The organism is Methylobacterium sp. C1 (assembly GCF_001854385.1).
Classification (GTDB): domain Bacteria; phylum Pseudomonadota; class Alphaproteobacteria; order Rhizobiales; family Beijerinckiaceae; genus Methylobacterium; species Methylobacterium radiotolerans.
Window position 1 is genome coordinate 4948504 of the sequence record NZ_CP017640.1, and the last position, 26497, is coordinate 4975000.

Genomic DNA, 26497 nt, shown 5'->3' on the forward strand with positions numbered 1-26497 from the left:
CTCTGCATCACGCGTCCGACGGCGGGACCAGCGCAAGCATTCCGCGTTCGTCCAATACTCGACATTCATCTCAAATTGTCGGCGGCGGCGCGGTTTCACGGTCGCCGTCCAAGTCTTGCCGGTGCGGCCGACCGGGCTTCGGGCACCTGCCGGGATCTCGTCCTGCGGCGCCCGTCGGAGCCGCGCGACGCGATCCGGCGGGCGCCGCGCGGCCCTTGTGGATCGGATCGCCGCGGTCGGGAGCCCGCGGGGCGGGTGCGGCGTTGCCGGCTCACACGGGATGGGTTCGGATCAGGCATGGCCAAGCGCAGGACGAAGGCGGGCGCCCAGCAGGGGCTGGAGGACGCGCCGCTGATGCCCACCGGCGCCCTGGCGGTCGCGCTCCTGGCCTTCGCCGAGGGGCCGGGGCCGGTGGTGCACGTCGCCCGGGACGCCCGCCGCCTCGAGGATCTCGCCGCGACCCTGCGGGCGCTGGAGCCCGACGCGCGGGTCGCGGTCTATCCCGAGTGGGACTGCCTGCCCTTCGACCACGCCTCGCCGTCGCGGGCGACGATGGGCGCCCGGGCCGCCGTGATGCGCTGGCTGACCGACCGGAACGCGCTGCCGGACTTCGTTCTGACGACCGCCCCCGCCCTCGTGCAGCGCGTGCCGCCGCCGGAGACCTGGGCCTCGGCCCGCGTGACGCTCCGGGTCGGCGACCCCCTCGACGTCGCGGCCGCCACCGCCGACCTCAAGCGCCTCGGCTACATCCTCGACGAGCGGGTCGACGAGCCGGGCGAGATCGCCGTCCGCGGGCGCACCGTGGAGGTGTTCCCCGCCGCCGCGCCGCGGCCGTGCCGGATCGAACACGCGGAGGGCCGCGTCACCGCGATCCGCTCCTACGACCCGATCTCGCAGCGCTCGGTGGCGGAGGCCGACGAACTCGTCATCGACCCGGCCACCGAGATCATCCTGGAGCCCGGTTCCGGCCAGAGCTTCGAGCCGTTCACCGGGCAGGAGCACCGCCTGGACCGCTACTACCCGCGCCTCGTGACGCTCCTCGACTACGTGCCCGAGGCGCGCCTCGCGGTCGAGGACGGCACGCAGGCCCGGATCGACGCGTTCTTCGAGCAGATGGACGAGGCGCGGGGCCGGATGAAGGGCCGCGACGCGCCGGCGGGGCCCGGCGCCGGCCTCTACCTGGCGCCGGAGGCGTGGCGCGCCATCGTGGCGGCCCACGGCCGGCTCACCGCCACCGAGGCGGCCGGGGAGCCGCGCGCCATGCCGCGCTTCGCCGGGGAGCGCCGGCCCGGCACGGCCTTCGCCAAGGTCCTGCGCGCGCGGCTGAAGGCCGGCGACGTCGTCGTGCTCGCCGGCTCGGTCCGGCCGCTCCGGCGCCTCGTGCGCCAGGCGGGCAAGATCGCCGAGCGCCCGATCCGGCTGATCGACGCCTGGGCCGACGTGGCCGAGGCGGCGCCCGGCGACGTCCTCGCCCTGGAGGCCCCGCTGGCGGCCGGCTTCCGGGTGCCCGAGCAGGGCGCCAGCGTGATCGCCGCCGCCGACCTGTTCGGTCCGGAGGCCGCCGTCACGGGCGGCGCCCGGGCGATCCTGCCGATGGGCGAGGTCGACCTGCGCCCCGGCGACGTGGCGGTCGACCGGGACCACGGCCTGTGCGTGTTCGAGGGGCTGGAGCCCGTCTCGGCGCCGAGTGCCGCGCCGAGTGCCCCGCCGAGTGCCGCGCCGGGGGCAACGCAGGGCGGGGCGCCCTCCGAGGCCCTGCGCCTGCGCTTCGCCGGCGACGCGATCCTGATGGTGCCGGTCACGCAGGCCGACCGGATCTGGCGCTACGGGTCGGAGCCCGACGCCGTCACCCTCGACAAGCTCGACGGCGGCACGTGGCCCCGGCGCCGCCTGGAGGCCGAGGCCACCATGGCGCGGACCGCCCGCCTGATGCTGGAGGCCGCCCGGGCCCGCCGGGAGACCGAGGCGCCGGTCCTGGCGCCGCCGGCCAGCGAGATGGAGCGGTTCGCCGCCGGCTTCGGCTTCGCCCCGACCCCCGACCAGGCGGCGGCGGTCGACGCGCTGATGGCCGACCTCGCCTCCGGCCGCCCGATGGACCGGCTGGTCTGCGGCGATGTCGGCTTCGGCAAGACCGAGGTGGCGCTGCGGGCGCTCGCGGCCGCGATCTTCTCCGGCAGGCAGGCGGCGCTGATCGCGCCGACCACCGTGCTGGCGCGCCAGCACGCCGAGACCCTGCGCCGCCGCTTCGGCCGGTTCGGCGTGGAGGTGGCGCAGCTCTCGCGCCTCGTGGCCCCGGCCGAGGCCAAGCGCGTCAAGGCGGGGCTCGCCGACGGCACGATCCGGCTGGTGGTCGGCACCCACGCCCTCGCCGGCGGCGGGGTGGCGTTCGCCGATCTCGGCCTGACCGTGATCGACGAGGAGCAGCGCTTCGGCGCCAAGATGAAGGCCGACCTGCGCCGCCTCGCGGACGGCGGCCACGTGCTGACGCTCACCGCGACGCCGATCCCCCGCACCCTCCAGGCGGCGCTCGTCGGCCTTCAGAGCCTCAGCGTGCTCGCCACGCCGCCGGCTCTGCGCCAGCCGGTCCGGACCGTGGTGGCGCCCTTCGACGCCGAGGCGGTCCGCGAGGCGCTCATCCGCGAGCACCGGCGCGGCGGCCAGAGCTTCGTGGTCTGCCCGCGGATCGAGGACATCGCCCCCATGGCCGAGCGCCTGCGGGCCCTCGTGCCGGGCCTCGACATCCTGGTGGCGCACGGGGATCTCAAGCCCTCCGCCATGGACGAGGTCATGGTCCGGTTCGCGGAGGGCGACGGCGACGTCCTGCTCGCCACCGCCATCGTGGAGAGCGGCCTCGACGTGCCGCGGGCCAACACCATGCTGGTCTGGGAGGCCGCCCGGTTCGGGCTGGCGCAGCTCCACCAGCTCCGGGGCCGCGTCGGCCGCGGCCAGCGCCGCGGCACCGTCCACCTGCTCAGCGACCCGGCCGCGCCCACGCCGGCGGCGGCGCTCCAGCGCCTGCGCGCCCTGGAGGCCCTCGACCGCCTCGGGGCCGGCTTCGCGGTCAGCGCCCGCGACCTCGACCTGCGCGGCGCCGGCGACCTCGTCGGCGAGGATCAGGCGGGGCACGCCAAGCTCGTGGGGCTCGGCCTCTACCAGCACCTCCTGCAGCTGGCGCTCACCGCCGCCAAGGGCGAGCGCGCCGAGGATTGGAGCCCGGAGATCGAGCTCGGCCTGCCGAGCCGGATCCCCGAGGACTACGTCCCCGAGCCCGAGATCCGCCTCAGCCTCTACACGCGCCTCCTGCGCCTGCAGGATGCCGAAGCGATCGAGGCGCTCGCCGGCGAGGTCGAGGACCGGTTCGGCGCGGCCCCCGCGCCGGTGCTCGCCCTGTTCGACCTCGCGCGGCTGCGCGCGGCCTGCTGCGCGCTGGGCGTCGCCCGGCTCCGGGGCGGCCCGCAGGGCGTCGCGGCCGACCTGCGCCCCGACCGGCCGCTGACCGCGATGGCCGCCGAGGCGGGGATCGTGCTGCGCGATGGGCGGGTGGTGTGGAAGCGGCCCTGCCCGGATTCCGCCGCCTGCACGGCGCTCGCGACCGACCTCCTGGAGCGCATCCGCGCCGTCCGGGAGAGTGCGGCCTGACGGCGCCGGGCGAGGGCGCTGCCGATCTGCGGTTGATCTTGCATCAACCGCTTCAAACCGCCACAGGCTGTCGCGCCAACAACGCGAACGGGAGTGTCCCATGCACGTGACGATCGAGCAGGCCGAGAAGGCGATCGCGGCCGCCCGCGCCAAGGCCGTGGAGCTCGGCACCCAGATGTGCATCGCGGTGGTCGATTCCGGCGGGAACCTCAAGGCGTTCCACCGCATGGACGATGCCTGGGTCGGGTCGATCGACATCGCCCACAAGAAGGCCAAGACCTCGGTGTTCTTCGGCATGATGACCGGCCAGATCGGCCAGCTGTCCCAGCCGGGCGGCCCGCTCTACGGGATCGAGCACTCGAACGACGGGCTGATCACCTTCCCGGGCGGGATCCCGATCGTCGATGCCGACGGCGTGATGTCGGGCGCCATCGGGGTCAGCGGCTCGACGGTGGAGAACGACCACACCGTCGCGGAGGCCGGCGCCAAGGCCATCGGCCGGACCGAGCTGCCGGCCCATCCCTGGCGGACCTGAGCCGGAAGGCCTGTCAGGGGTCGCGCCGCGCCAGCGCGCGGCCGATCCCGAGGAGCAGCATCCCCGAGACCGACCGCAGATAGGGGTCGCCGTGGCGCTCCAGCGCCGCGTGGATCTGGATGCCGTGGTCGGCCGCGGCGTTCAGGTCCGCCCCGCTCGCCGCCCCGCTCATCGTGCCGTTCGTGGCGCCGCTCGTGGCGCCGTTCGTGCTGCCGGTGACCACCGCGGCCCGGATCCCGTGCCGGTGGAGGTCCGTGACGTCGATATAGGCGCCGCGCCCGTGCAGCCGGCCGTCCGAATCGGGCGACAGGCAGCCGCGGTTGAGGATCCAGCGGGTCTCGCCAGTCCCGGTCACGACGCGGAATTCGAGGGAGACCGGGCCGCCGGTGTGGCGGACGTGGCGGATCCGGCCGAACACCCAGTCCCGGTCCGCCGGGTGGATGCGGCCGAGAGCGGCGTCCAACGGCAGCGGTGTCCCGGCGAGCCCCGGATCCCCCGCCATCAGCGAGGCCGCGCCCGAATCCAGCACGGACCGGCCGGCCCGGACGTCCGTATCCCAGACCCCGACGAATCCGGCGGCCTGCAGGGCATCGGCTGCCGTGGAAGTCAGCGCCATGGAATCTCCTCCGAACTGGCTACAATCTGAGATTGTATGGTGGCGGACAGACTGATCCGCAGCACATGCGGCTCACAACGCCGAGATCCAGGATCGGCTGCGCGATCGGCTTCTGACACGGCGTCGCGGACCCGCGCCACCGGGTTGCATTGCGGATGACAAGCATTCGATTCCGGGCAATCCCGTTCTCGACAATCATCGTCGCCCCGGTTCGGCACAAAGACCGGATTCAGAGCGCCGCGTTGCGGACAATTCGATCACAAATGATCGGTAGACGCCGCAATCCGGCGGAAATCCGCACTTCTGCCCGTGGATCGCCGGGCGCCACCCGGCGCCGGCGGCGCCCGACAGCGGGGACGCGCGCCGGGCCTGCCCTGGTGCGGGTTGCCGGTGCGCCGTAACCTGCACCTTCCGGTACGCATTCGGCCGAGAGGCCCGCAGCAGAGACGCCATGGACCGCACGGTGGACCGCATCAATCTCCCGCTCTCGCAGGACCGGCTCTGGGCCAGCCTGATGGACCTCGCCCGGATCGGCGCGCTGCCCAACGGCGGCAACGACCGGCAGGCCCTGACCGACCGCGACGCCGAGGGGCGCGCCCTGTTCCGGCGCTGGGGCGAGGCGGTGGGGCTGACGCTCACCGTGGACCGGGTCGGCACCATGATCTTCCGCCGTCCCGGGCGGGATCCGAGCCGCAGGCCCGTGGCGATCGGCAGCCACCTCGACACCCAGCCCACCGGGGGCAAGTTCGACGGGCCGCTCGGCGTGCTCGCCGGGCTGGAGATCATGCGCGCCCTGCACGAGGCCGGGATCGAGACCGAGGCGCCGCTCCTGCTGATCAACTGGTGCAACGAGGAGGGCGCGCGCTTCGCGCCGCCGATGAGCGGCAGCGGCGTCGCCATGGGCATCGTCCCGGAGGCCGACATCCTGGCGACCCGGGACCTCGCGGGCCACGCCTTCGGCGACGAACTGCGGCGCATCGGCTGGCAGGGGACGGCGGACCCGGCCGCCCTGCGGGAGATCGGCGCCTATTTCGAGCTCCACATCGAGCAGGGCAAGCGCCTGGAGGATGCGGGCCTCACCATCGGGGTGGTCGACCGGGCGCTCGCCCAGATCTGGTACGAGATCACGGTGCTCGGCGAGGAGGCCCATGCCGGCAGCCCCATGGCGGGCCGGCGCGACGCGATGATGGCCGCGGCGGCGCTGATCGCGTCGCTGGAGGGCATCGCGGAGGCGGCGGTCGGCGCGGGCGGGGAGCGCGGCCGCGCCACCGTCGGCGTGCTGCGGGCGGAGCCGGCGAGCCGCAACATCACGCCCGGCCGGGTCTGGTTCAGCCTCGACACCCGCCACGGCGACACCGCGCAGCTGGAGGCGATGGGCGCGCAGATCCGGGCCCGGGCCGACGCCCTGGCGGCGGAGCGCGGCGTCGCCGTCCAGGTCGCGGAGTTCTGGCGGGCGCCGCCGACCCCGTTCGACCCGGTCCTGGTGGACCGCGTCCAGGCGGCGGCCGAGGCGCGGGGCCATGCCTGGACGCGGATGCCGACCGCGATCTACCACGACGCCGTCTACTGCGCCCGCGCGGTGCCGGCGGCCCTGGTGTTCTGCCCCTGCCACGGCGGGATCAGCCACAACGAGGCCGAGAGCATCACGCCGGGCTGGGCCGGGGCCGGTCTGGAGGTCCTGGCCGACGCGGTGCTGGCGACGGCGGGCCTCGCCGGTCCTCGGGCCGGGCAGGCCTGAGCGCGGCGCCGCCGAGCGCGCACGAACGGAGACTGGGTTCTCGCATGTCCGACGACAACGTCATCCGCCCCGCCTTCGGCGTCCCCCGCAATCCGGCGCCGGAGCCCGATCCGGTTCAGGCGCCCCTGCGCGTCTTCGGCACGGGGGCCGGCCACCGGGTCGGCCTGATCCACGACCCGTCGGCGGTCGAGGGCGACGTCATCCGGATCGTGGTCGGTCCCGAGGACGAGCCGGGGGTCGAGACCGTGGCGCTGCTCCCCGCCGACGCGGAGGCCGAGGCCGAGCGGATCGGCTTCGCCATCCTGCGGGCGCTGGAGGTGGTCGAGGGCGCGGTCTGAGCCGCGCCCGGCGCGCCGGCCGGATCGCGGTCTGAACCGAAGGGTGGGCGGTGCGCGTTCTCGGAGGGCGTGAGCGGCCGGCGCGAACGGTCGCCGGATCGCCGGGAGGGACGGATGACGGGCGCTCGGATCAGCAGCACGGAGATCGCGATCCCCGCGCGGGCCGGACTGGTCTGGTCGGTGCTGACGGATCTGGATTCCTACCCGGCGTGGAACCCGTACATCCGCAAGGCGGAGGGCCGCCTGCGCGAGGGCGCGCGCTGGCGCCTGGAGCGGACCCTGAACGGCCGCGCCTACCGGGCGCGCGAGGTGACGGTGACCTGCTGGGAGCCCGGCCGGCGGCTCGCGTGGCGCGGCGGTATCCCGACGCCGCCCCTGCTCATCGGCGAGCACGAGGTCCGGATCGCCGAGACCGCCGACGGCGTCCGCCTCGTCCAGGCCGAGACCGTCGCGGGCCTGCTCGCCCCCGGCCTGTTCCCGTGGCTGCGGACGCGCATGCAGGCCCGGTTCGCCGCGATGAACGAGGCCCTGCGCGAGGAGGTCGCGCGCCGGCTGGCCGAGAGCGCCTGACCGCCCCAGGCCCGTCCCGGCCGCCTCAGGCTGCCCCGATCAGGCGACCGGCTTCGGCTTGACGATCGGCGAGCGGGTCAGGCTCTCGATCGCGCGTCCCGGCCGTCCGGCCTTGCGGGCGATCTCCTCCTCCTGCTCTTCGATGAGCTGCCGGGCGGGCTCGTCGCCGTCGAGGCCGCCGAGGATCTCGGCCGGCACGCGCCGGTTCGAGGCCCGGGACCCGTCCGTGAAGACGATATCGAACAGAACGGAGCCCCGCTCCTGCGGTCTCGACTTGATGCGCTTGGCCATAGGTGCTGATACGCCGCCGGAATCGGTCGCGGCAAGGCGCGGTGCCGGGCGGGGGGTTGCGCGGCGCGCACTGCCGGGCCCGCGCGCCGCCCCGCTCCCGCCGCGATCCCTCCGCCGCCCGCACGACAGGGCGCCGGCAACCGAGGACGCGCGCGTGATACCCTGGGTTCATCTCGATACCGGGTCCGTGCCCGGCGGCGGCACCGACCTGCGCCTGATGCGGCGCGGCGACGAGTTCGCCATCATGGCCGACACGATCGAGCTGATGAACAACCGGCGCAGCGGCTCGGAGGTGGCGCTCGCGGCGATGACCTGCGCGCGGCTCCGGGACCGGCCCCGGGCCCGGATCCTGATCGGCGGCCTCGGCATGGGCTTCACCCTGCGGGCGGCCCTCGAAGGCCTCGGGCCGGAGGCGCAGGTGGTGGTGGCCGAGCTGGTGCCCGCCGTGGTCGCCTGGGCCCGGGGGCCGCTCGCCCACGTCTTCGCCGGCTGCCTCGACGATCCGCGGGTCGACCTGCAGGAGGCCGACGTCAACCGCCTGATCCAGGCCGGCCCGGAGCGCTACGACGCGATCCTGCTCGACGTCGACAACGGCCCGGAGGGGCTGATGCGCAAGGCGAACGACCGGCTCTACGACAATTGGGGCCTCAAGCGCGCCCGCTGGGCCCTGCGGCCGGGCGGCATCCTGGGCGTCTGGTCGGGCGCCCCGGACCGGAAGTTCAAGAGCCGCCTGCAGCGCTCCGGCTTCGCGGTCGACGAGCAGCGCGTGCACGCGAGCGGCCGGGGCAGCGGCCCGAAGCACGTGGTCTGGCTCGGGACCCGGACCGAGGGGCGGGCCGAAGGCCCGGGCCAGGGGGACCAGCGCCGGAGCGACGACCGGGCGGCGGGCGGCTCCGGACCGCGCGGTCCGGCCCAGGGCCGGCGGCGGCCGGCGCGCTAGGGCGGCCCTCGAGCGTGCCGCGGCGGTCCGGACCACGAGCGTCTCCGGTCCGGGCAACCCCGCCACGCCCCTGTGCCGCGCGGGAAAGGGGCTCCGCGCGGCGGACGGCCCGGGCTCGGCGATCGCGCCCCCGCCCCGACCCGGAACGGCTCCGCCGGCCGGGGCTGCCGCGCACGGTCGCACCCCCTGTCCCGGCGCGGGAGGCTCACGCACATTCCCGGCATGGGTGCGACGGGCGGGCATCTCTACACGGTCGAGGTCAGGCCGAGCCGGCATGATCCCGGCCGCTTCACCTGGGCGATCCGCGACCGCGGCAAGCTGGTCCGGGGGTCGTACCGCCCTCACACGTCCGAGCACGCGGCGCGCGCCGTCGCGGAGGCCGAGATCGAGCGCCTGATCGGCCAGGACGGTCGGGCCGGCGGCGCCTAGACCCGTTCCTCGCGCGGCCCGATTTCAGGTCCGCTCGAAGGGTGACGCGCGCCGCGCGGTCGACGCCCTCGCGGCCCCCGCGCGGCATCATGCGGAATTCGCATGGCCGCGCGGTCGGACCCGGGCACATATGCATGCCTCCGCGCCGCCCGATCCATTGCATGCCGCAATGCGGCAATCTATGTTTGCATTGCGGGATGGCGATGGCGTCGCGATCCCGCTGCCCTTCTTGGGCGTTTCCTCCCTAGACTTCGGGCCGCTCCTTCGGGAGTGGCCTTTTTTGTTCGCGCCGTCCGACCCGCGACGCGGTCGGTTCGGCGACGTGTCGCCCGAGCGGAACTCGGAGCTTGGCGGTACGTTTTTCCGCCATGGAACACTATCGCTCCACCCTCGGGACCACTGCCGTTGCCGTATTCGGGCTGGTGGCGGCCGCGCATATTCTGCATCCGGGCAATTACGAGGTGCAGACGCGCCCCGCACGTCCGGCGGTGACGGACGCGGCACCGGTCACGCAGAGCGCCTGGGTCGATCCGCCGGCCAAGCTGGCCGCGCCGGAGACCACCGGCGCGCTGGCGGCCGTCCCGGCGCCGCGGGTGGCGGCGGCCGTCCCGGCCACAGCCATGCCGGCCGCACCGCTCCCCGCCGAGATGGCGCGCCCGGCCGAGCCGCCGCGCAAGACCGCGGCGCACCGCGCGAAGGGAACGGAGCGCGGCGTCCATCGGGCAGCACGCCTCCGCCACGCCTCGGTCGTCCGCACCGCGGAATCCGACCGGCCGGCGGCCGCCGCGCCGCAGACCGCGCCGGTGGCCGCCCCGTCGCAGAAGATCGATCCGATCGGCGACATCATCCGCGGCCTCGGCTTAGGCCGGGACGGCTGAGCCGGTCCCAGGGCCCGAATTCCTACTCGACGTGGAGGGTGAGCTTCATCTTCGGGTGAATGCCGCACTGGATGACGAAATCGCCCGGCTCGACCAGCGTCAGCCGCGTCTCGGCGCCGGGTTCCTGAGCGCCGGCATCGAACGAGAACCGCTCCGCCTCGATGAAGGCGTGGTGGGTCAGGCGCGCGTCGCCGTTGCGCAGGGCGATGGTGTCGCCGCGGCGCAGGTACAGGTCGGTCGGCATGTACCGGCCCGCCTTCTGCAGCACGATCCGGGTCGCGGCCGGGAGCGAGGCCCGGGCCGTCTCGAGGCCGATACCCGCCCCGGCCAGGGCCAGGATCCCGGCGAACACGAAGGGGCGCAGGCACCTGCTGCGGAGGGACATGACCGATATCCAGACGTGACGCGCTGCGGGCCGGACTCCGCGGGGCACTGGCCGTGCGGCCGCGCTTGCCGCCGCGCGCATGGTGCGATGCGGCCCCTCAACCGGGCACTACGATGTCCGGTAAAACTTTAGCGATATAGACCTATGTAGAGCGTTGATACAGATAAATAAATCGGTTTATCTGTATTCGGTGTGAGTTTCCGCGCTGTCACGGCGGCATCCCCGCGACGCCAGGACGGCCCGGACATGCTCGCGGAAGACCTGGACACGGGCCGGCAGCTCGCGCCCGGCCAGGGTGACGGCGCGCAAGGTGCTGCTGCGGGTCGCCCACGGGCCGAGCACGCGCACGATCTGCCCGGCCTCCACGGCCCGGGCGGCCACGAGGCTCGGGAGGTGGCCGATCCCGGCGCCCGCGAGGGTGAGACGGAGCGCGGTCGCGAAGTCGCTGACCCGGATCGCCGGGCTCAGGGACAGCGGCTCCGTGCGGCCCCGGCCGTCGGAGAGGGTCAGCCCGGCCGTGCCGATCCGTTCCCGGGCGAGGATCAGGTCGTGGTCGCGCAGGTCGGCGAGGTCCGCCGGGGCCGGGCGGCGCTCCAGGTAGGCGGGGGCGGCGTAGAGGGCCAGCGCCAGGGTCGCGAGGACCATCGCGCGGTAGCCGGTCTCCTCCGCGCCGCCCAGCCGCAGGGCGAGATCGATCCGGTTGGCCGCGAGGTCGAGCCGCGCGTCGGTGTTGAGCATCTCCACGGTGATCTGCGGGTAGGCGGCCCGGAAGCTCGCGACGATCTCGGGCATCACCTCGATCCCGAAATCGATCGAGGTCGTGATCCGCAGGTGCCCCGCCGGCACCGTGCGGGCGTCGCGGGCGGTCTCGGCCGCCTCGTCGAGGAGCGTCAGGCTGTCCTGCGCCTTGGCGTAGAAGGCGAGGCCCTCGGCGGTCGGCGACACCGCCCGGGAGGTTCGCGCCATCAGCCGGACGCCCAGCGCCTGCTCCAGGCGGGAGATCCGCCGGCTGACGCTGCCCTTGGTTTCCTGCAGAGTCGCTGCGGCGGCCGTCACCGTGCCGAGATCCACGACGGCGCAGAAAGCCCGCACATCGTCGAGCCCGCCCCGGAAGGTTTCCGTTCTCGCAACCATGGGGTTCCGGATAGCAGGCTCAACCGGTGCCGTGAACGGGTCTACACGGCGGCTGCGGCGCAGCGACTCGCGCTCGGCCGTCTGCTCTGCAGGAGACACCCTTGAAGTCGATTCTCGCCTCCGGCCTTCTGGCCCTGCTGGTCGCCACCCCGGTCGCCACCCCGGTGCTGGCCCAGACACCGCCGACCCGCGACCCCGCCCAGATCCAGGCCGGCACCTACGCGGTCGACCCCGGCCACACCCAGGTCGGCTGGCGGGTCTCCCACATGGGCTTCTCGAACTACGCGGGCGGCTTCTCGGACGTGTCCGGCACGCTGGAGCTGCAGCCGAAGAACCCGGCCGCCGCCAAGCTGTCGGTGAAGATCCCGGTCGCCTCGGTGACGACGACCAGCGCCAAGCTCACCGACGAGCTCAAGGGCGACCAGTGGCTCGACGCCGCCAAGTTCCCCGACATGACCTTCGTGTCCACCAAGGTCGTGCCCGCCGGCAAGGACCACGCGAAGGTGACGGGCGACCTGACGCTGCACGGCGTGACCAAGCCGGTGACGCTCGACGTCACCCTGGTCGGCGCCGGCGTGAACCCGCTGAGCAAGAAATACACGGTCGGCTTCGAGGCCACCGGCACGCTCAAGCGCTCCGAGTTCGGGGTGAAGACCTACGTGCCGCTGATCGGCGACGAGCTGCACCTCACGATCGCGGGCGCCTTCGAGAAGCAGGACTGAGCTGGGAGGATCCGCCATGGCGAACGGGGTCTCCGCGCGGCGGTACTCCGCCGTGGCGATCCTGCTGCACTGGGCGAGCGCGCTGGGCGTGCTCGTCCTGATCGGTCTGGGCCTGACCATGACCCATGCGGGGTTGGCGCCGCTGCGCCAGTTCCAGCTCTATCAGTGGCACAAGTCGGTCGGGATCACCGTGCTGGCGCTGACCGCCCTGCGCGTCCTCTGGCGCCTGACCCACCGGCCGCCGCCGCACCCGGCCGGGATGCCGGCGCGGGAGCGCCGGGCCGCCGCGGCGGCCCATCACCTCCTGTACCTGCTCCTCGTCGGGCTGCCCCTGACCGGCTGGGCCGTGGTGTCGCTGTCGCCGTTCAACATCCCGACGGTGCTCTACGGGATCGTGCCCTGGCCGCACCTGCCGCTGGCGGGCCTCGCCCCCGACCCCGCCGCCGAGGGCGTCCTGAAGCGGGTCCACGCCCTGGGGGCGTGGTTCCTGGCGGCTCTGCTCGCAATCCACGTGGCGGCGGCCCTGCGCCACCACCTCCTCCTGCGCGACGACGTGCTGCGCCGCATGCTGCCGGGGCGCAGCACGTCGATCACCCCGACCGTGGAGCCGACCCGATGAACGCGCGTCACCTCTGCCTGCTGGCAGCTCTCCAGGCCGCCACCCTGCCGGCGGCGGCCGCCGAGTGGGCGGTCGATCCGGGCAAGAGCGCCATCCGGTTCTCCGGCGTGCAGGTCGGCGTGCCGTTCACCGGGCGGTTCGAGCGGTTCAAGGCCGACATCGATCTCGACCCCGCCAAGCCCGAGGCGGGGCACGCGCTCGTGCTGGTCGACCTCGCCAGCGCCCGGACCGGCGACGTCCAGCGCGACGAGGCCCTGCCGCAGAAGGACTGGTTCGACGTCAAGGCGGGGAGCGAGGCGCGCTTCGAGGCGACCCGCTTCGTCGACAAGGGGCAGGGCGACTACGCGGCGATCGGGACGCTGACGATCCGCGGCACGAGCCGGCCCGTGACGCTGCCGTTCCACCTGACCCTGGCGGGCGACACCGCGCGCGCCGCGGGGCGCGTCGGCCTCGTCCGCACCGAGTTCGGGGTCGGGCAGGGGGCCTGGGCCTCGGGCCAGTGGGTGGCGCTCGACGTCGGAGTCGAGGTCGACATCGTCGCGACGGCGCGGCCGGCAGTCGGACACTGACGCGGGCCGCGCGCGGCGACAGGCGGACGGTCCGAATCCCGCGGGCGCCCGGACTCGTCCCGGCGCGCCCGCTACCCCGGTCGGTCCTCCGAGCCCGTCCCCAGCGCCCGCTGGACCATGACGCTGTCCGACCAGTGGCCGTACTTGAAGCCGACCGCCCGCAGGTAGCCGACCCGCTCGAACCCGCAGGCCTCGTGGAGCCGCAGGGAGGCCGCGTTCTCGGCGTCGATGTAGCCGATCATCTGGCGGTAGCCGCCCGCCGCGCAGGCCTCGATCAGGGCCGGCAGCAGGCGCCGGCCGATCCCGGCATGGAGGTGGTCGGGATGCACGTAGATCGAGTGCTTGAGCGTGTAGCGGTAGGCGGGCCGCTTCCGGAACGGCACCGCGTAGGCGTAGCCCGCCACCGCGCCGTCGCGATCCGCCACGAGGTGCGGCAGGCGCTTCTTGCGCATGGTCTTGCGCCGGCGCTTCAGGTCGTCGGGGAGCAGCCGGTCCTCCTCGGCGACGCCGACGTCGCTGACGCCCCGGCTGATGTGGTGCTCGTAGATCGCCACCATCGCCTCGACATCGGCGTCCGAGGACGGGCGGATGACGATGTCGGGGCAGGACCGGGCCGGGACCGGGCCGGGCGTCTCGACCTCGATCTCCATCAGACCCCCTCCCGCGCCACGTAGGTGTGGAAGCGGATCCGCCCGTCCGGGTCGACCTCGCGGTAGACGCCCTGGATCTCGGCCTCGAAGCCCGGGAACAGGTTGGCGGAGGCCTCGAACATCTTGAAATAGTCGAGCATGGGCTTGGCCCTTTCGTCCAGGCGCTCGCCCGGCAGAACCGTGCCGATGCCCGGCGGGTAGACCAGCATCAGCGTGGTGGCGATCCGCCCCTCGGCCTCGGCGATCGGCACGTAGTCGACCGTGTTGCGGGTCAGCAGCTGGGCGGCCTTCTTGGGCGGCATCACCATCTCGGGCAGGTGCTCGGGGGCGAATTGGCGCCGCTGCAGTGCGGAGGTGCCGGCCTCCCGGTGGAAGGCGTGGAACTCGCCGCAGAGGTCGCGCAGGCGCACGCCGCGGTAGCGGTTCGGCCGGCGGTTGACGAATTCCGGCATGGCCTCCTCCAGCGCGACGTTGTCGTCGTGGAGCCGCTTGAAGGCGACGAGGCCCGAGATCAGCGTGCCGGCCTTGGAGGATTCCACCCCCGGGGTCAGCAGGAAGAGCAGCGAGTTCAGGTCGTTCTTCTCGGCGACGATCCGGTTCTCACGCAGGTATTGCGCCACGATCGGCGCCGGCACGCCGTGCTGGGCGTAGGCCCCCGTGTGCCGGTCGAAGCCGGGGGTCAGCACGGTGAGCTTGTTCGGGTCGGTGATGGCGTAGCCCGGCGCCACGTGGCTGAAGCCGTGCCAGCGCGCGCCCGGCTTCAGCTCCCAGTGGCGCGGCGTCGCGGCGAGCTCGTCGGTCGGCACGCTCTCCCACGGCACCTCGGCGCCGTCGGCGTTCACCGTCACGTCCGGCACGAACGGGTCGAAGAACCAGCGCCGGGCAGGGTCGCGCTCGTTCTCCTCGAACTCGCGCCGGATCGCCCGGACCTTCTTGCGCCACTCGATCCCGAGGCGGATCGTGTCGTCCCACAGGATCATGCCGGAGCGCCCCTTCATCATCTGGGCGCCGACGTCGAGGGAGGCGAAGAGCGGGTAGAAGGGCGAGGTCGAGGCGTGGACGAGGAAGCTCTCGTTGAGCCGCTTGTGCTCCACCCGCCGGGTCTGGCCGCGGATATGGCCGTCCCGGGTGTGGATCTGCGAGGCCTGGCTGAAGCTCGCGAGCTGCTTGTGGGTCGACTGCGTGGCGACGATGCCGGGCGAGGTCTCGTCGAGGCCCGTCAGCCCCATGGCGAAGCGCCTTGCGTAGAGCGGGTGGAACTTCATGAAGCCCGCCCAGGCCTCGTCGAACAGGATGTAGTCGCAGAGGTGGCCGATCTTCTCCAGGATCTCCTGGGCGTCGTAGATCGTGCCGTCGTAGGTGCACTGCTCGATCACCGCGACGCGGAACGGCCGCTCCCGGCGCCACGCCTCCGGATCGGTCACCAGCGGGTTGCGGCGGATTTTTTCGCGGATCCGGGTCTCATCCAGGGCCTCATGGAAGATCGGCCCGATCAGCCCGTAGGCGTTGCGGTCCGTCTCCAGGAAGATCGGGATGCCGCCGCCCAGGAACAGGGCGCCGTGGTGGGCCGCCTTGTGGTTGTTGCGGTCGAACAGGACGAGGTCGTCCTCCGCCACCAGGGAGGACAGGACGATCTTGTTGGACGCCGAGGTGCCGTTGAGGACGAAGTAGGTCTTCTCCGCCCCGAAGATCTTGGCGGCCTCCTTCTGGGCCTTCAGCGCCGGGCCCTCGTGGGTCAGCAGGTCGCCGAGGTCGAGGACCGAGTTGTCGAGGTCGTCGCGGAAGATCGCCTCGCCGAGGTGCTCCACGAAGATCCGGCCGATGGGGGACCGGTTGTAGAAGATGCCGCCGTTGTGGCCCGGGCAGGTCCAGAGCTGGTTGCCCTTCTCGGCGTAGTCGACGAGCGCGCCGAAGAACGGCGTCTTGAGGGTCTCGGCGTACTGCGTGACCCGGCTGACGAGGCCGCGGGCGATGAATTCCGGCGTCTCCTCGGCGAGGAAGATGTAGCCGTCGATGAAGTCGAGGAGCTCGACCGGGATGTCCTCCAGCCGCTTGCGGCGGACCATGATGACGATCGGCATCTCCAGGCCGCGCCGGCGCATCATGTCGATGAGGGCGGCCGCCTTGCCGTCGAGGCCGCGCTTGCCCCAGTCGACCACGAGGCAGCCGACCGCCGCGTCGGTCTGGACCGCGATGGCCGCGTCCTCGACGCGCCGGGCGCGCACCACCTCGAAGCCGCGCTGCTCCACGGCCGCGACGATCTGGTTGACGCGCGCGCCCTCGAGATCGTCCGGGTCGAAGGCCGGGGCGCACATCAGGACCGTGAAGCGGCGGTGGAAGTCCATGGAGCCCTCTCTGGCCTCGGATGCAGCGGGTGGCTTTCCGGCCCGTCTGCGACGATTGCATGACACGGTGCGCGGCGGGCGGTCGCGGTCCGGACGAAAGGGCGTGATCCGCCGGGGGCGGGGATGTCGGGAGCGCGGCCCTCCCGCCCGCTCCCTCATCCTGAGGTGCTGGAGCGAGGCGGAAGCCTCGAAGGAGGCCTCCAGAGGCCAGCGCGATCCCTGGAGCCTCCCCTCCGAGGCCCGCCGAGGCGGGCACCTCAGGATGAGGGTGTTGGTCGGAGGCCCGTCGCGCGGCCCGCGGCGGTCCCCGGTCTCAGGGTGTCACGGCGCGCGGCGCCGCTCCCAGACATCCGGGTTGACCAGCCCGCCCGGCCGCCGGCCGGCGAGGACGTCGACCACGCGGGTCGCGGCGGTCTCGGCGGTGCGGATCAGGGCCGCCCCGGTGGAGCCGCCGACATGGGGCGTCAGGATCGCCCGGGGCTGGCGGGCCAGCGGGTGGTCGACCGGCAGCGGCTCCTGGGCGAAGACGTCGAGCCCGGCGCCCGCGATCGTGCCGGCCTCCAGCGCCTCCACCAGGGCCGCCTCGTCGATCAGGCCGCCGCGGCTGGTGTTGATCAGGAAGGCCTCCCGCTTCATCCGGGCGAGCTGGTCCCGACCGATCAGGCCGCGGGTGCCCGTTGTCAGCGGCACGTGCAGGGAGACGATGTCGGCCTCCGCCAGGAGCGCGTCGACCGAGGCGGCCCGCAGGGCGCCGGCATTGGCGAAGTCGGCGTCCGGGCGGCTCGGGCCGTAGGCCAGTACCCGCAGTCCCAGGGCGGCGGCGAGCCGGGCGGTCGCCTGCCCGATCGCCCCGAAGCCGACGAGACCCAGCGTCAGCCCGGCGAGCTCGATCAGCCGGGCGGTGAACTTGAAGCTGTCGTCGCCGGTCCGGACCGAGCGGTCGGCCTCCGGCAGGGCCTTGGCCAGGGCGAAGATCAGCGCCAGCGTCTGCTCGGCCACCGAGACGGCGTTGGCGCCGGGCGTGTTGACCACCACGATCCCGGCCGCGGTCGCCTCGGCGGTGGCGACGTGGTCGGTGCCGGTGCCGTGCACGCCGATCACCCGCAGGGCCGGCGCCGCCGCGATGGCGCGGGCCGGGAAGCCGGTGTTGCGGGTGATGACGGCGACGCAGTCGGCGACCTCGCGGGCCAGCGTCTCGGAATCGGTCCCGCTCGCCGGGCGCGGCTCCAGCCCGGCCGCGCGCAACCGGTCGAGGCCCGCCGCGTGGATCGGCTGGACGATGAGGCACGGACCGGTGATCACGGGAAAACCTCTGCACAAGAGGAGGGGTGACGGGCAAGTTTCGCGCCGGGCCCGTCTAGGCGGGGTGGGCAACCCTGGCAACCGGGCGCCCCGGTCCCCGCCGCGGCGACCCGCTCGGACGCGCGATCCATACCCGATCGCGGCCGGGTCGCGCCCCGCCCGGCCCGACGATCCCGGCCGCGCGCCTCGGCCGAGATCCGGCCTCGCCTTCCGCGAAATCGCCGGCTCGACCGTGCGACGATGGCCGAGGCACTGATAAAGATGTCGTTCGGCGTATGAGGTCAGTATAGAACGTGTTCAATATCGGTCCTCCAGATCCGTCCCGCGCGCGGCGGCTGTAATTGTAATTACTCCAAATGTATTTTTGACATCTGTAGAGATATTTGCTGCCTTGCTCCGTGATTCGGAGCCTCCGTCGCGACAATGCGGTCCCACGACTTCTCAATACCTGTTTCCGCGCGGACCCGGCGCCGACGGCGCGCGGCCCGGCCGGTTCTCCCGATGGCCGTCCTGCTGGGCTTCGTCGGTTCCGGGCCGCACGCCGCCCGCGCGGAGGAGGCGGGGGCCGGCCGGGATGTCCAGCTCGGCGAACTCTCGGTCGAGGGTGCGGCCGCGCCGCGCGGCCCGATGCCGGCCTATGCCGGCGGTCAGGTGGCGCGGGGCGGGCGCCTCGGCCTGCTGGGCGATACCGAGGCGCAGAAGGCACCCTTCAGCATCGCCAGCTACACCGACACGCTCATCCGGGACCGGCAGGCGCGGACTTTGTCCGAGACCCTGGTCCTCGACCCGTCGGTGCGCGCCACCCAGACCACGGGGGCGCCGTTCGACTCCTTCTCCATCCGGGGCTTCCCGGCCAACGAGAACACCAGCGGCGAGGTCGCCTTCGACGGGCTCTACGGCATCGCCCCGAGCTTCCGCATCTTCACCGACTACGTGGAGCGCATCGAGGTCCTGAAGGGGCCGTCCGCCGCCCTGACGGGGGTGTCGCCGAACGGCGCGGTCGGCGGCGTGGTCAACATCGTCCCCAAGCGCGCCGGGGCGGACCTGACGCGCGTCACCCTGGATTACGGCTCGTCCGCCTGGGGCGGCAGCCAGGTCGACGTCGCCCGCCGCTGGGGTCCGGGCCGGGAATGGGGCGCCCGCGTCGTCGGCAGCCTGCACGGCGGCGCCACGCCCTTCGACCGCCAGACCGAGACGACCGGCGTCGGGGCCCTGGCCCTCGACTACCAAGGCGACCGGTTCCGCGCGTGGCTCTACCTGCTGGCGCAGACCGACCGCTTCGACGCGCCGCTGCGCCCGTTCCTCCTGCGGGCCGGCGTGCCCGTGCCGCGGGCGCCCGACGGCCGCCTGAACCTGACCCAGCCCTGGGAGTATTCGGACGTCGACGATCGCGGCGGCCTGCTGCGTACGGAGTACGACCTGACCGACCAGGTCACGCTGTTCGCGGATGTCGGCGGCGGGCAGACCGGGGTCGAGCGCTACTTCCAGTCGGCGCCGACGATCCTCAACGGCCGCGGCGACACGACCAGCACGCCGCAATTCTACGCGCTGGGCGTCGACCGGCTGACCTACGACGGCGGCGTCCGGGCCCGGTTCGAGACCGGCGTCATCCGTCACGCCCTGACGGTGCAGGGCTCCGTGTACGACGAGGCGACGGCACGGCGGTTCTCGCCTGGCCGGGGCGCCTACCTGTCGAACCTCTACGCGCCGGCCCTCGTCCCGTACATCGCGCCGATCTACGGCGTCGGCCGGCCCCGCCTGTCCGACAGCACCCTGTCGGGGATCGCGGTGGCCGACACGCTGTCGGCCCTCGACGAGCGCGTCCTGCTGACCCTGGGCGTGCGCCGCCAGCGCGTTGAGGCGCACAATTACGTGTCGAATGTCGGCACGCTCGCCTCGTCCTACGACAGGAGCGCCACGACCCCGATGGTCGGCCTCGTGGTGCGGCCCTGGGACTCGGTCTCGCTCTACGGCAACTACATCGAGGGCCTGAGCCGCGGCGACGTGGCCCCGGCGGTGGCGACCAATTCCGGCACGATCCTGGCGCCCTACGTGGCCCGGCAGGTCGAGGCGGGCGTGAAGCTCGATCTCGGCCGGTTCGGCGCCACGCTCGGCGCGTTCCGGATCACGAAGCCCGCGGGCGAACTCGGGCCGCAGGGGCGCTTCGCGGCGACGGCCGAGCAGCGCGTCGGCGGGCTCGAGCTGAGCCTGTTCGGCGAGATCACCCCGCAGGTGCGGGTGGTCGGGGGCGTCACCCTGCTGGACGGACGCCTCGTCCGGACAGCGCTCGCCGCCAATCGCAGGCACCGGCCGATCGGCGTGCCGGAGGTCCAGGCGAGCCTGGGCGCCGAGTGGGACCTGCCCGGGTTACCCGGCCTGACGCTCAACGGCGCGGTCATCTATACGGGGCGGCAGTTCGTCGACCTCGCGAATACCCAGGCGCTGCCCGACTGGGCCCGCCTCGACCTCGGCCTGCGCTACACGACCCTGGTCGCAGAGCGCCGGACGACCTTCCGGGCCAGCGTCCTCAACGTGACCGACGCGCACTACTGGACCGGCGTCGCCTCGTTCGGCACCTTCTTCCAGGGCGCGCCGCGCACCTACCTGCTGTCGATGGCGGTGGACCTCTGAGCAGGGCCGGCCGCGCCGGACCTGCCGGACCGCGCGATGTTTCACGGGAAACATTTTCTTAACCCTGAGGGCCGCCCGCGCGGGACCGGACCGCTGTTGCAGCGGTGCCGTCGCGGCGCCGCGGCCGCCGGGTTACCACCGGTCCGGCATGACGACATCGAGCTGGCGCACCCTCCGAAACGTGCAGGCGCGGAAACGGCTGGAGAAGGCCCTGCCGGCGGTCTTCCCAGTGCCGGTCCTGCAGCACGCCCTCGCGCGACCCCTGATCCCGCCGACGCCGCGGCTCGCCGTCGAGAGCTACTGGCGCAACCACATCCTCCGGGCCGACCGGCTCGCCCGGGCGCTGGCGGCCCGCTCCGGGACACCGGAGGGCTGGAGCTGGCAGCTCGGCGGCGCGGGCCGGGCCGGGAGCTTCCGCCTGCCGCCGGCCCCTTTCCGCGACCCGGCCTTCGCCCGCGGCCGGGGCGCCTGCTGCATCTGCGGCCAGCCGGTCTACCGGTTCGGCTGGCACCGGGATCTCTGGGCGCGCGGCGCGCCCAACACCAATGCCGGCTGGCACGCGGCCTGTGTGGCGGCCTGGAAGTTCTGGATCGCGCCGCACGCCCAGGTCCGGGCGCTGAAGCTGCGCCAGCGCCACCGCTGCACCACCACCGGCAAGCGCCTGCTGAAGACGGCCGAGGTCGACCATCTGCTGCCGCTCTACCGGGTCTGGCGCGAGCACCGCGACGCGCCCTGGCCGGAGCTCCTCGGCTACTGGGGCGCGCCGAACCTGCAGGTGGTCAACCGCGCCGCCCATGTCGACAAGTGCCGCGACGAGGCGGCCGAGCGCTCCCGGACCGTGCAGCTCGCCCGTTTCCGGGTGGTCGAGGACGAGTCCGGGTTCAGCGTGGTCGAGGAGGAGTGACCGGCCGGGTCAGCCGTCCAGGGCCTGGAAGGCCCGCGACAGGTCGGCCAGCAGGTCGGCCTCCGCCTCCAGGCCGACCGACAGGCGCAGCAGCCCGTCGGTGATGCCCGCGATGGCGCGCGCCTCCGGGTCCATCGCCGCGTGCGTCATGGTCGGCGGATGGGCGATCAGGCTCTCGACGCCGCCGAGCGACTCGGCCAGCGTGAACACCCGCAGGGCCTCGACGAAGGTCTTCACCGCCGCGCGGCCGCCGGCCAGCTCGAAGCTCAGCATCGCCCCGAAGCCTGCCTGCTGCGCCTTGGCCAGGGCGTGCCCCGGATGCGTGGGCAGGCCGGGATAATGCACCCGGGCCACCGCCGGATGGGCGTCGAGGAAGGCCGCCAGGGCGGCGGCGTTGCGCTGCTGCTGCTCCACCCGCACGAACAGGGTGCGCAGGCCCCGGAGCGTCAGGTAGGCGTCGAGGGGCGAGCCGGTGACGCCGATCGTGTTCGCCCAGGCGGCGAGGTCCTCGCCCACCGCCTTGTCGGCGGCGATCACGGCCCCGCCGATCACGTCGGAATGGCCGTTCAGGAACTTGGTGGTGGAATGGACGACCAGATCCGCCCCGAGGGCGATCGGCTGCTGCAGGGCGGGCGACAGGAAGGTGTTGTCCACCACAGCCAGCGCGCCGGCCGCCTTCGCGTCTGCGGTGATGCGCCGGACATCGACCACGCGCATCAGCGGGTTGCTGGGCGTCTCGATCAGCACGACCTTCGGCCCCTGGGCCAGGGCCGCCGCCAGCGCGTCCGGATCGGTCTGGTCGACGAAGGCGACGCGGTAATGGCCCCGCTCCGCGCGGAAGCTGAGCAGGCGGTGCGTCCCGCCGTAGCAATCGTGCGGCGCGACCAGGAGATCGCCGGGCCGCAGGCTCGACAGGGCGAGGTCGAGGGCCGCCATGCCGCTCGCCACCAGGACGGCGCGGGCGCCGCCCTCGAGCTTGGCGATCGTGTCGGCGAGGGCGTCCCGGGTCGGGTTGCCCAGGCGCGAGTAATCGTAGGGGCCGGGCTGCTCGAAGGCCGGGAACTTGAAGGTCGTCGACAGGTGGATCGGCGCGATCACCGCGCCGAAGGCCGCGTCCTGGGCCACGCCGTTGGCCGCCGCGACGGTACGCGCCGCTAATCCCTCTGACATCGCCTCGTCCTCCACGCAGAGATCGCCCGCCCCGTCCGACCGGGGCGTGCGTTCTTTATGGAGAACGGATCAGACTTTCAAGAGAACGAGAGCGCCGTTTCGGGGGCGCGGCCGTCCCGGCCGGCCTCGACCGCCAGGGTGCCATGCTGGCGAAGACCCCGTCCCGGTGGATCAGCGCGTGCAGCAGCGCCGCCGCCAGATGCGCGAGGATCAGGGCGAACAGCCCGTAGGCCAGCGCGGTGTGGAGCCGGCGCAGGGCCGCGTACAGCATGGGGTCCGGCGGCAGGATCGGCGGCAGGACCACCGGGCCGGCGAGGATCACGGGATAGCGCGCCGCCGACAGCATCGCCCAGCCGATCAGCGGCATGGCCAGCATGAGGCCGTAGAGGAGGATGTGCGAGCCGTGGGCCGCGCGCCTCTGCCAGACCGGAAGATTCGCCGGCAGCGGCGGCGGCGCGTGGCGCCAGCGATTCGCCAGTCGGAGCCCGGCGAGCAGCAGGATCAGGATCCCGAGCGGCCGGTGCAGGGCCACGAGGGTGCTGTAATCGGCGAGCGAGGTCACCATGGCGGCGCCGATGAGCAGCATCGCCAGGATCAGCGCCGCCATGGTCCAGTGGAGCAGGCGCGCGGGCCGGTTGAAGCGGGCGGTCTCCGTCACAGGGCGGCTCCGTGGATGGCGGCCCCGGTCACGGCGCTCGGCGTCTTGGTCTCGCCGGCGCGGCGGGTGACGGATTGCGCGTAGGCCGCCGACCGGGCGCTCAGCAGCGGGTCGTCGCTCGGCGCGATGCCGTCCGGCAGCACCAGCGGATCGAAGTTGATGTCCCGGCAGGTGGAGGCGGCCTCCGGCGTCGCCGCCGTGAGGGTCAGGGTGCCGACATCCACCGTCGCGCGGTCGGCGGGCCAGGGCAGCGTCGCGTCGGCGGTGGGGTCGCCGGCCTGGCCGAGCGTGACGATCAGGTGCCAGTGCCGCGGGTTCTGCGCGAGCTGCGCGGCGAACGCGTCGAACAGGGCGTTCCGGTCGCCCGGCGCGGCGTCGACCGCCGGCACCGGGTCGGGGACGAGGGCCCAGCGCACCGGCCGGGTGCCGCCGTCCGCGGCGACGAACCGGAAGGCGTTCAGGCTCCAGTAGGTGCTGTCGGCGAAGCCCGCGGTCACGGTCCGGGCCTTGATCAGCGCGGCGGCCTTCGCGCTCTCCGGATGGTCCGCGAAGAAGGCCTTCAGGCGCTCCGGATCCGGCCTGCCGGTGGCGGGATCGGGCCTGGCCGCGAGGAGCTGCGCGTAGAAGGCCTCGGGCGTGCGCACCGGAAAGACCGGGATGTTGTTCATGCCGGTGCGCCACTCCTCGCCGTCCGGCAGCCGGAAGCGCAGGGCGAGGCTGCGCACGGTGGCGGCGGCGTCGGCCGCGTAGGGCTGTCCGCCGGCCAGCGCCACCCGCCCCTCGACCGGCGTCACGCGTCCCGCAGCGAACACGCCCGCCTTCGACAGGCGCGCGCCCGCGCCGCTGCCCGTGAAGCGGCCCGCGACGCACATCCCCTTGGCGTGATTGCGCCGGAAGCCGGGATGCGGCCCGTTCACCTGCTCGAAACGGTCGATGATCCGGGCCGGCGTGAGCAGGCCGGGCGAGAGCCAGCCGCCGGCATACGCGAAGGTGCCGGCGGTCCCGGCCAGCACCGCGCCGATGGCGGACAGGCGCAGGAGCAGCGCACGCCCGGTCATGCCGGGGGGCGCGCCCGTGAGGTCGTGCAGCAGCGTCATCGAGTCCCTCGGAGTCGGTCACGATGACGCCTCTTCGCCCGCCCGCCGCGGCGGTTTCAGGCGGCGCGGGTCCCGTGACGCGCCGGGGGCCGGTCGCCCGCCTCGACCGGTGCGGCGGCGCACACAGCGTCGGCCTCCTGCGCCAGGGCGCGGGCGAGCAGGCCGGCCCGCCCGGCCCACAGGTCCCTCTCGTCGCGCAGCGCCCCGAGGCGGTCCTCGGAGGCGGCCAGCGCGACGCGCAGGGTGTCGATCTCCGCCCGCAGGTCGGTCGTGCGCTGCCGCTCGCTCGCCAGCGCCGCCTTGAGCACGCTGAGGGCGGCCTCGGTCGCGCCGCGCGTCCCGGCCGGTCGGCGCGGGGCCGGCTCGACCGGCGGCGTCCGGTCCTGGGCGGCAGACGGCGGCGCGAGAGGCGGCGGCGCGGCGACCGGCGGCGCGGGTTCCGGGCGCAGCCGCGCGATCTCGGCGCGCACCTGCGCGACGTCGAGCCCGGACGCCGCGCGCGGCTCGGGGACGGTCTCCGGAGGGACGGTCTCCGGAGGGACGGGTGCGGCGGCGACGGTCTCGGCGGCCGGGACGCCCTCCTCCTCGAGAACGAGGCCGTGCAGCATGGCGAAGACCCGGTCGCCGTCGAGCCGCGCGAGGTCGAACCCGCTCTCGGTCGCGAGGCCGCTGAAACGGGCCTGACCGCTGCGCGACGCGCCCACGAACGCCATCGACCAGTTCGCGAAGCCGCGGCTCTCGGCCGGGCCGCACTGCAGGACCGTGACGTCGTCGTGCCGCAGGTCGCGCTGGATCCGCTCGAAGGTCGCCTCGACGCCCTGCCGCGGGCCCTCCAGCACCTGCGCGAAGGCGCCCGCGTTGAACATCAGGGCGCCGGTCACGTCCAGCGCGGCGTTGTTCCGCCGGGACGCGTCCAGGATCTGCCGGACCGCGGCCATCGCCTCCGGCTCCGGGCCCTGGAGCAGGTTCTTGCTGGCGTAGACGAGGCGGTAGAGGTCGCTCATGGCTTTGCGTCCGGAAGGGGCGGGGAGTCAGGCCTGCGGGAAGGCGGCGAAGACCTGGCGCAGGTCCTCGGCGGGAACGGGCTTGCTGATCAGGTAGCCCTGCACGTCGGTGCAGCCCTCGAACCGGATGCGCTGCATCTGTTCGGACGTCTCGACGCCCTCCGCGACGGTGGTCATGCCGAGGCTCCTCCCCAGCCCCGCGATGGCCCGGATGATCGCCTCGCCGTCGGGCTTGCTGGTCAGATCCTTCACGAAGGACCGGTCGATCTTGATCTTGTCGAAGGGGAACGAGCGCAGGTAGCTGAGCGACGAGTAGCCGGTGCCGAAATCGTCCATGGAAACGCGAACGCCGAGCTCCCGCAGCCGGTGCAGGGTCTGGAGCGTCCGGTCGTTCTCCTGCAGCAGCACGCCCTCGGTGATCTCGACCTCGAGCCGCCGCGCCGGCAGCCCCGAACCCGCCAGGGCCGAGATGATCGTCTCCACGAGGCGGTCGCTCTTGAACTGCGCGGGCGAGACGTTGACCGCCACCGACATGGGGTCCGGCCAGGTCACGGCGTCGCGGCAGGCCTGCCGGACGACCCACTCGCCGATCGGGACGATGAGGCCGATCTCCTCGGCCAGCGGGATGAAGTCGAGGGGCGAGACCAGGCCGCGGTCGGGATGGCGCCACCGGATCAGGGCCTCGCAGCCGATCAGCGTGCCGCTCGCGAGCTGCATCTGCGGCTGGTAGTGCAGCTGGAATTCCCGCCGGGCCAGCGCCTGGCGCATGTCGAGCTCGAGCTTCCGGCGCGCCTGCATGCGGGCATCCATCTCCGGCTCGAAGAACCGGTAGGTGCCGCGGCCGTCGAGCTTGGCCCGGTAGAGGGCGAGGTCGGCGTTCTTCAGGAGCCGGTCGGCGTCGGTCCCGTCCGCGGGGGCGAGCGCCACGCCGACGCTGGCGCCGATCGTCAGGAGATGGCCCTCCACCATGTAGGTCCGGCCGATCAGGTCGACGACGCGGCGGGCGAGCGCCTGCGTGCCGGCCGCGTCGCGGATCCCGGCCTGCAGGATGACGAACTCGTCGCCGCCGATCCGCGCCACCGTGTCGGTGGCCTGCACCGTCGAGCGCAGGCGGTCGGCGACCGTCGCCAGCAGCGCGTCCCCGATCGGGTGGCCGAGGGTGTCGTTGACCGGCTTGAACCGGTCGAGGTCGATGAGCAGCAGGGCGAAGCCCTCGCCCGGGCGCGCGAGCCGCTCCAGCGCTGCGGCGAGGCGCTCGCGCAGGAGCAGGCGGTTCGGCAGGCCGGTGAGCGGGTCGAGCCGCGCCATCGCGTCGGCCCGGGCCTCGGTGGCC

Annotated in this window: 25 protein-coding genes (1 of these 25 cut by a window edge); 13 read left to right on the plus strand and 12 right to left on the minus strand. The window is 73.6% G+C overall.

Annotated elements, in window-relative coordinates; translation table 11 throughout:
- Positions 1–297: 297 nt before the first annotated feature.
- Both BKE41_RS22900 and BKE41_RS22905 read left to right on the plus strand, forming a co-directional pair.
- Entirely contained in the window at positions 298–3639 is a 3342-nt protein-coding gene (locus tag BKE41_RS22900) for a DEAD/DEAH box helicase (RefSeq protein WP_107645313.1), read from the plus strand.
- 100 nt (positions 3640–3739) lie between these two features.
- Positions 3740–4174 carry a heme-binding protein gene (locus BKE41_RS22905; protein WP_012321309.1) on the plus strand — a complete coding sequence of 145 codons (435 nt, stop codon included), beginning with the start codon at positions 3740–3742 and terminating at the stop codon, positions 4172–4174.
- 13 nt (positions 4175–4187) lie between these two features.
- On the opposite strand, the gene BKE41_RS22910 is transcribed toward BKE41_RS22905, so the two are convergent.
- Positions 4188–4790, minus strand: coding sequence for a PAS domain-containing protein (locus BKE41_RS22910; protein ID WP_012321310.1), 603 nt, complete (start codon positions 4788–4790; stop codon positions 4188–4190).
- 451 nt (positions 4791–5241) lie between these two features.
- Here BKE41_RS22910 and BKE41_RS22915 point away from each other — a divergent pair, with 451 nt between their 5' ends.
- From BKE41_RS22915 to BKE41_RS22925, 3 genes are all read left to right on the plus strand, one after another.
- Entirely contained in the window at positions 5242–6528 is a 1287-nt protein-coding gene (locus BKE41_RS22915) for a Zn-dependent hydrolase (protein WP_012321311.1), read from the plus strand.
- A gap of 44 nt (positions 6529–6572) precedes the next feature.
- The gene (locus tag BKE41_RS22920) at positions 6573–6866 is read left to right on the plus strand and encodes a hypothetical protein (protein WP_012321312.1); all 294 of its coding nucleotides are present in this window, start codon (positions 6573–6575) and stop codon (positions 6864–6866) included.
- 114 nt (positions 6867–6980) lie between these two features.
- Positions 6981–7436, plus strand: coding sequence for an SRPBCC domain-containing protein (locus BKE41_RS22925; RefSeq protein ID WP_043074574.1), 456 nt, complete (start codon positions 6981–6983; stop codon positions 7434–7436).
- Between the two features lie 39 nt (positions 7437–7475).
- Here BKE41_RS22925 and BKE41_RS22930 read toward each other — a convergent pair whose 3' ends face one another.
- The gene (locus tag BKE41_RS22930; protein WP_012321314.1) at positions 7476–7727 is read right to left on the minus strand and encodes a hypothetical protein; all 252 of its coding nucleotides are present in this window, start codon (positions 7725–7727) and stop codon (positions 7476–7478) included.
- Positions 7728–7881: 154 nt separating this feature from the next.
- Here BKE41_RS22930 and BKE41_RS22935 point away from each other — a divergent pair, with 154 nt between their 5' ends.
- The 3 genes from BKE41_RS22935 (at position 7882) to BKE41_RS22945 (ending at position 9974) form a co-directional block, all read left to right on the plus strand.
- Positions 7882–8667, plus strand: coding sequence for a spermidine synthase (locus BKE41_RS22935; RefSeq protein WP_012321315.1), 786 nt, complete (start codon positions 7882–7884; stop codon positions 8665–8667).
- Positions 8668–8889: 222 nt separating this feature from the next.
- On the plus strand, positions 8890–9096 hold the full coding sequence (locus BKE41_RS22940) for a hypothetical protein (RefSeq protein WP_012321316.1): 207 nt from the start codon (positions 8890–8892) through the stop codon (positions 9094–9096).
- Between the two features lie 347 nt (positions 9097–9443).
- Complete coding sequence (locus tag BKE41_RS22945; RefSeq protein WP_245295828.1) at positions 9444–9974, plus strand: hypothetical protein; 531 nt, start codon at positions 9444–9446, stop codon at positions 9972–9974.
- 22 nt (positions 9975–9996) lie between these two features.
- Here BKE41_RS22945 and BKE41_RS22950 read toward each other — a convergent pair whose 3' ends face one another.
- Both BKE41_RS22950 and BKE41_RS22955 read right to left on the minus strand, forming a co-directional pair.
- Entirely contained in the window at positions 9997–10359 is a 363-nt protein-coding gene (locus BKE41_RS22950; protein WP_012321318.1) for a hypothetical protein, read from the minus strand.
- Between the two features lie 177 nt (positions 10360–10536).
- The gene (locus tag BKE41_RS22955; RefSeq protein WP_012321319.1) at positions 10537–11493 is read right to left on the minus strand and encodes a LysR family transcriptional regulator; all 957 of its coding nucleotides are present in this window, start codon (positions 11491–11493) and stop codon (positions 10537–10539) included.
- 101 nt (positions 11494–11594) lie between these two features.
- On the opposite strand from BKE41_RS22955, the gene BKE41_RS22960 reads away from it, so the two are divergent.
- Genes BKE41_RS22960 through BKE41_RS22970 form a run of 3 tightly spaced genes read left to right on the plus strand, consistent with a single transcriptional unit; the run spans position 11595 to position 13403 of the window.
- Complete coding sequence (locus tag BKE41_RS22960) at positions 11595–12215, plus strand: YceI family protein (RefSeq protein ID WP_012321320.1); 621 nt, start codon at positions 11595–11597, stop codon at positions 12213–12215.
- Positions 12216–12231: 16 nt separating this feature from the next.
- The gene (locus BKE41_RS22965) at positions 12232–12834 is read left to right on the plus strand and encodes a cytochrome b (protein ID WP_071000145.1); all 603 of its coding nucleotides are present in this window, start codon (positions 12232–12234) and stop codon (positions 12832–12834) included.
- Positions 12831–13403 (plus strand): YceI family protein, encoded by a 573-nt coding sequence (locus BKE41_RS22970; RefSeq protein ID WP_012321322.1) that lies wholly within the window; start codon positions 12831–12833, stop codon positions 13401–13403. The genes BKE41_RS22965 and BKE41_RS22970 overlap by 4 nt, the downstream gene beginning before the upstream one ends.
- Before the next feature lie 71 nt (positions 13404–13474).
- On the opposite strand, the gene BKE41_RS22975 is transcribed toward BKE41_RS22970, so the two are convergent.
- The 3 genes from BKE41_RS22975 to BKE41_RS22985 form a co-directional block, all read right to left on the minus strand.
- Positions 13475–14053: a GNAT family N-acetyltransferase gene (locus tag BKE41_RS22975; protein WP_012321323.1), complete on the minus strand. Its 579-nt coding sequence runs from the start codon at positions 14051–14053 to the stop codon at positions 13475–13477.
- On the minus strand, positions 14053–16398 hold the full coding sequence (locus BKE41_RS22980) for an Orn/Lys/Arg decarboxylase N-terminal domain-containing protein (protein ID WP_024828809.1): 2346 nt from the start codon (positions 16396–16398) through the stop codon (positions 14053–14055). Before BKE41_RS22980 ends, BKE41_RS22975 begins: the two co-directional genes overlap by 1 nt.
- Positions 16399–16719: 321 nt before the next feature.
- Positions 16720–17700, minus strand: a complete 981-nt coding sequence (locus BKE41_RS22985) for a hydroxyacid dehydrogenase (protein ID WP_071000146.1) — start codon at positions 17698–17700, stop codon at positions 16720–16722.
- Positions 17701–18201: 501 nt separating this feature from the next.
- Here BKE41_RS22985 and BKE41_RS22990 point away from each other — a divergent pair.
- A complete protein-coding gene (locus tag BKE41_RS22990) occupies positions 18202–20331 on the plus strand; it encodes a TonB-dependent receptor (protein WP_071000147.1) in 2130 nt (709 codons plus the stop codon).
- Positions 20332–20479: 148 nt separating this feature from the next.
- Positions 20480–21235, plus strand: coding sequence for a hypothetical protein (locus tag BKE41_RS22995; protein ID WP_024828806.1), 756 nt, complete (start codon positions 20480–20482; stop codon positions 21233–21235).
- A 9-nt stretch (positions 21236–21244) separates the two neighbouring features.
- Here the strand turns inward: BKE41_RS22995 and metB are convergent, their stop codons facing one another.
- The 5 genes in view from metB to BKE41_RS23020 are tightly spaced (at most 56 nt apart) and all read right to left on the minus strand, a layout consistent with a single transcriptional unit that may run on beyond the window.
- A complete protein-coding gene (gene metB, locus BKE41_RS23000) occupies positions 21245–22405 on the minus strand; it encodes a cystathionine gamma-synthase (protein ID WP_071000741.1) in 1161 nt (386 codons plus the stop codon).
- A gap of 55 nt (positions 22406–22460) precedes the next feature.
- Complete coding sequence (locus BKE41_RS23005) at positions 22461–23063, minus strand: cytochrome b/b6 domain-containing protein (RefSeq protein ID WP_029358620.1); 603 nt, start codon at positions 23061–23063, stop codon at positions 22461–22463.
- Positions 23060–24160, minus strand: a complete 1101-nt coding sequence (locus tag BKE41_RS23010) for a catalase family peroxidase (protein ID WP_071000148.1) — start codon at positions 24158–24160, stop codon at positions 23060–23062. Before BKE41_RS23010 ends, BKE41_RS23005 begins: the two co-directional genes overlap by 4 nt.
- Before the next feature lie 56 nt (positions 24161–24216).
- A complete protein-coding gene (locus BKE41_RS23015) occupies positions 24217–25164 on the minus strand; it encodes a BLUF domain-containing protein (RefSeq protein ID WP_058607382.1) in 948 nt (315 codons plus the stop codon).
- 27 nt (positions 25165–25191) lie between these two features.
- A protein-coding gene (locus tag BKE41_RS23020) for an EAL domain-containing protein (protein ID WP_012321332.1) crosses the window boundary here: on the minus strand, positions 25192–26497 show its 3' portion. It continues 419 nt past the right edge of the window; only the last 1306 of its 1725 coding nucleotides appear in the window; its start codon lies beyond the right edge, outside the window — the gene reads right to left on this strand; the stop codon is at positions 25192–25194.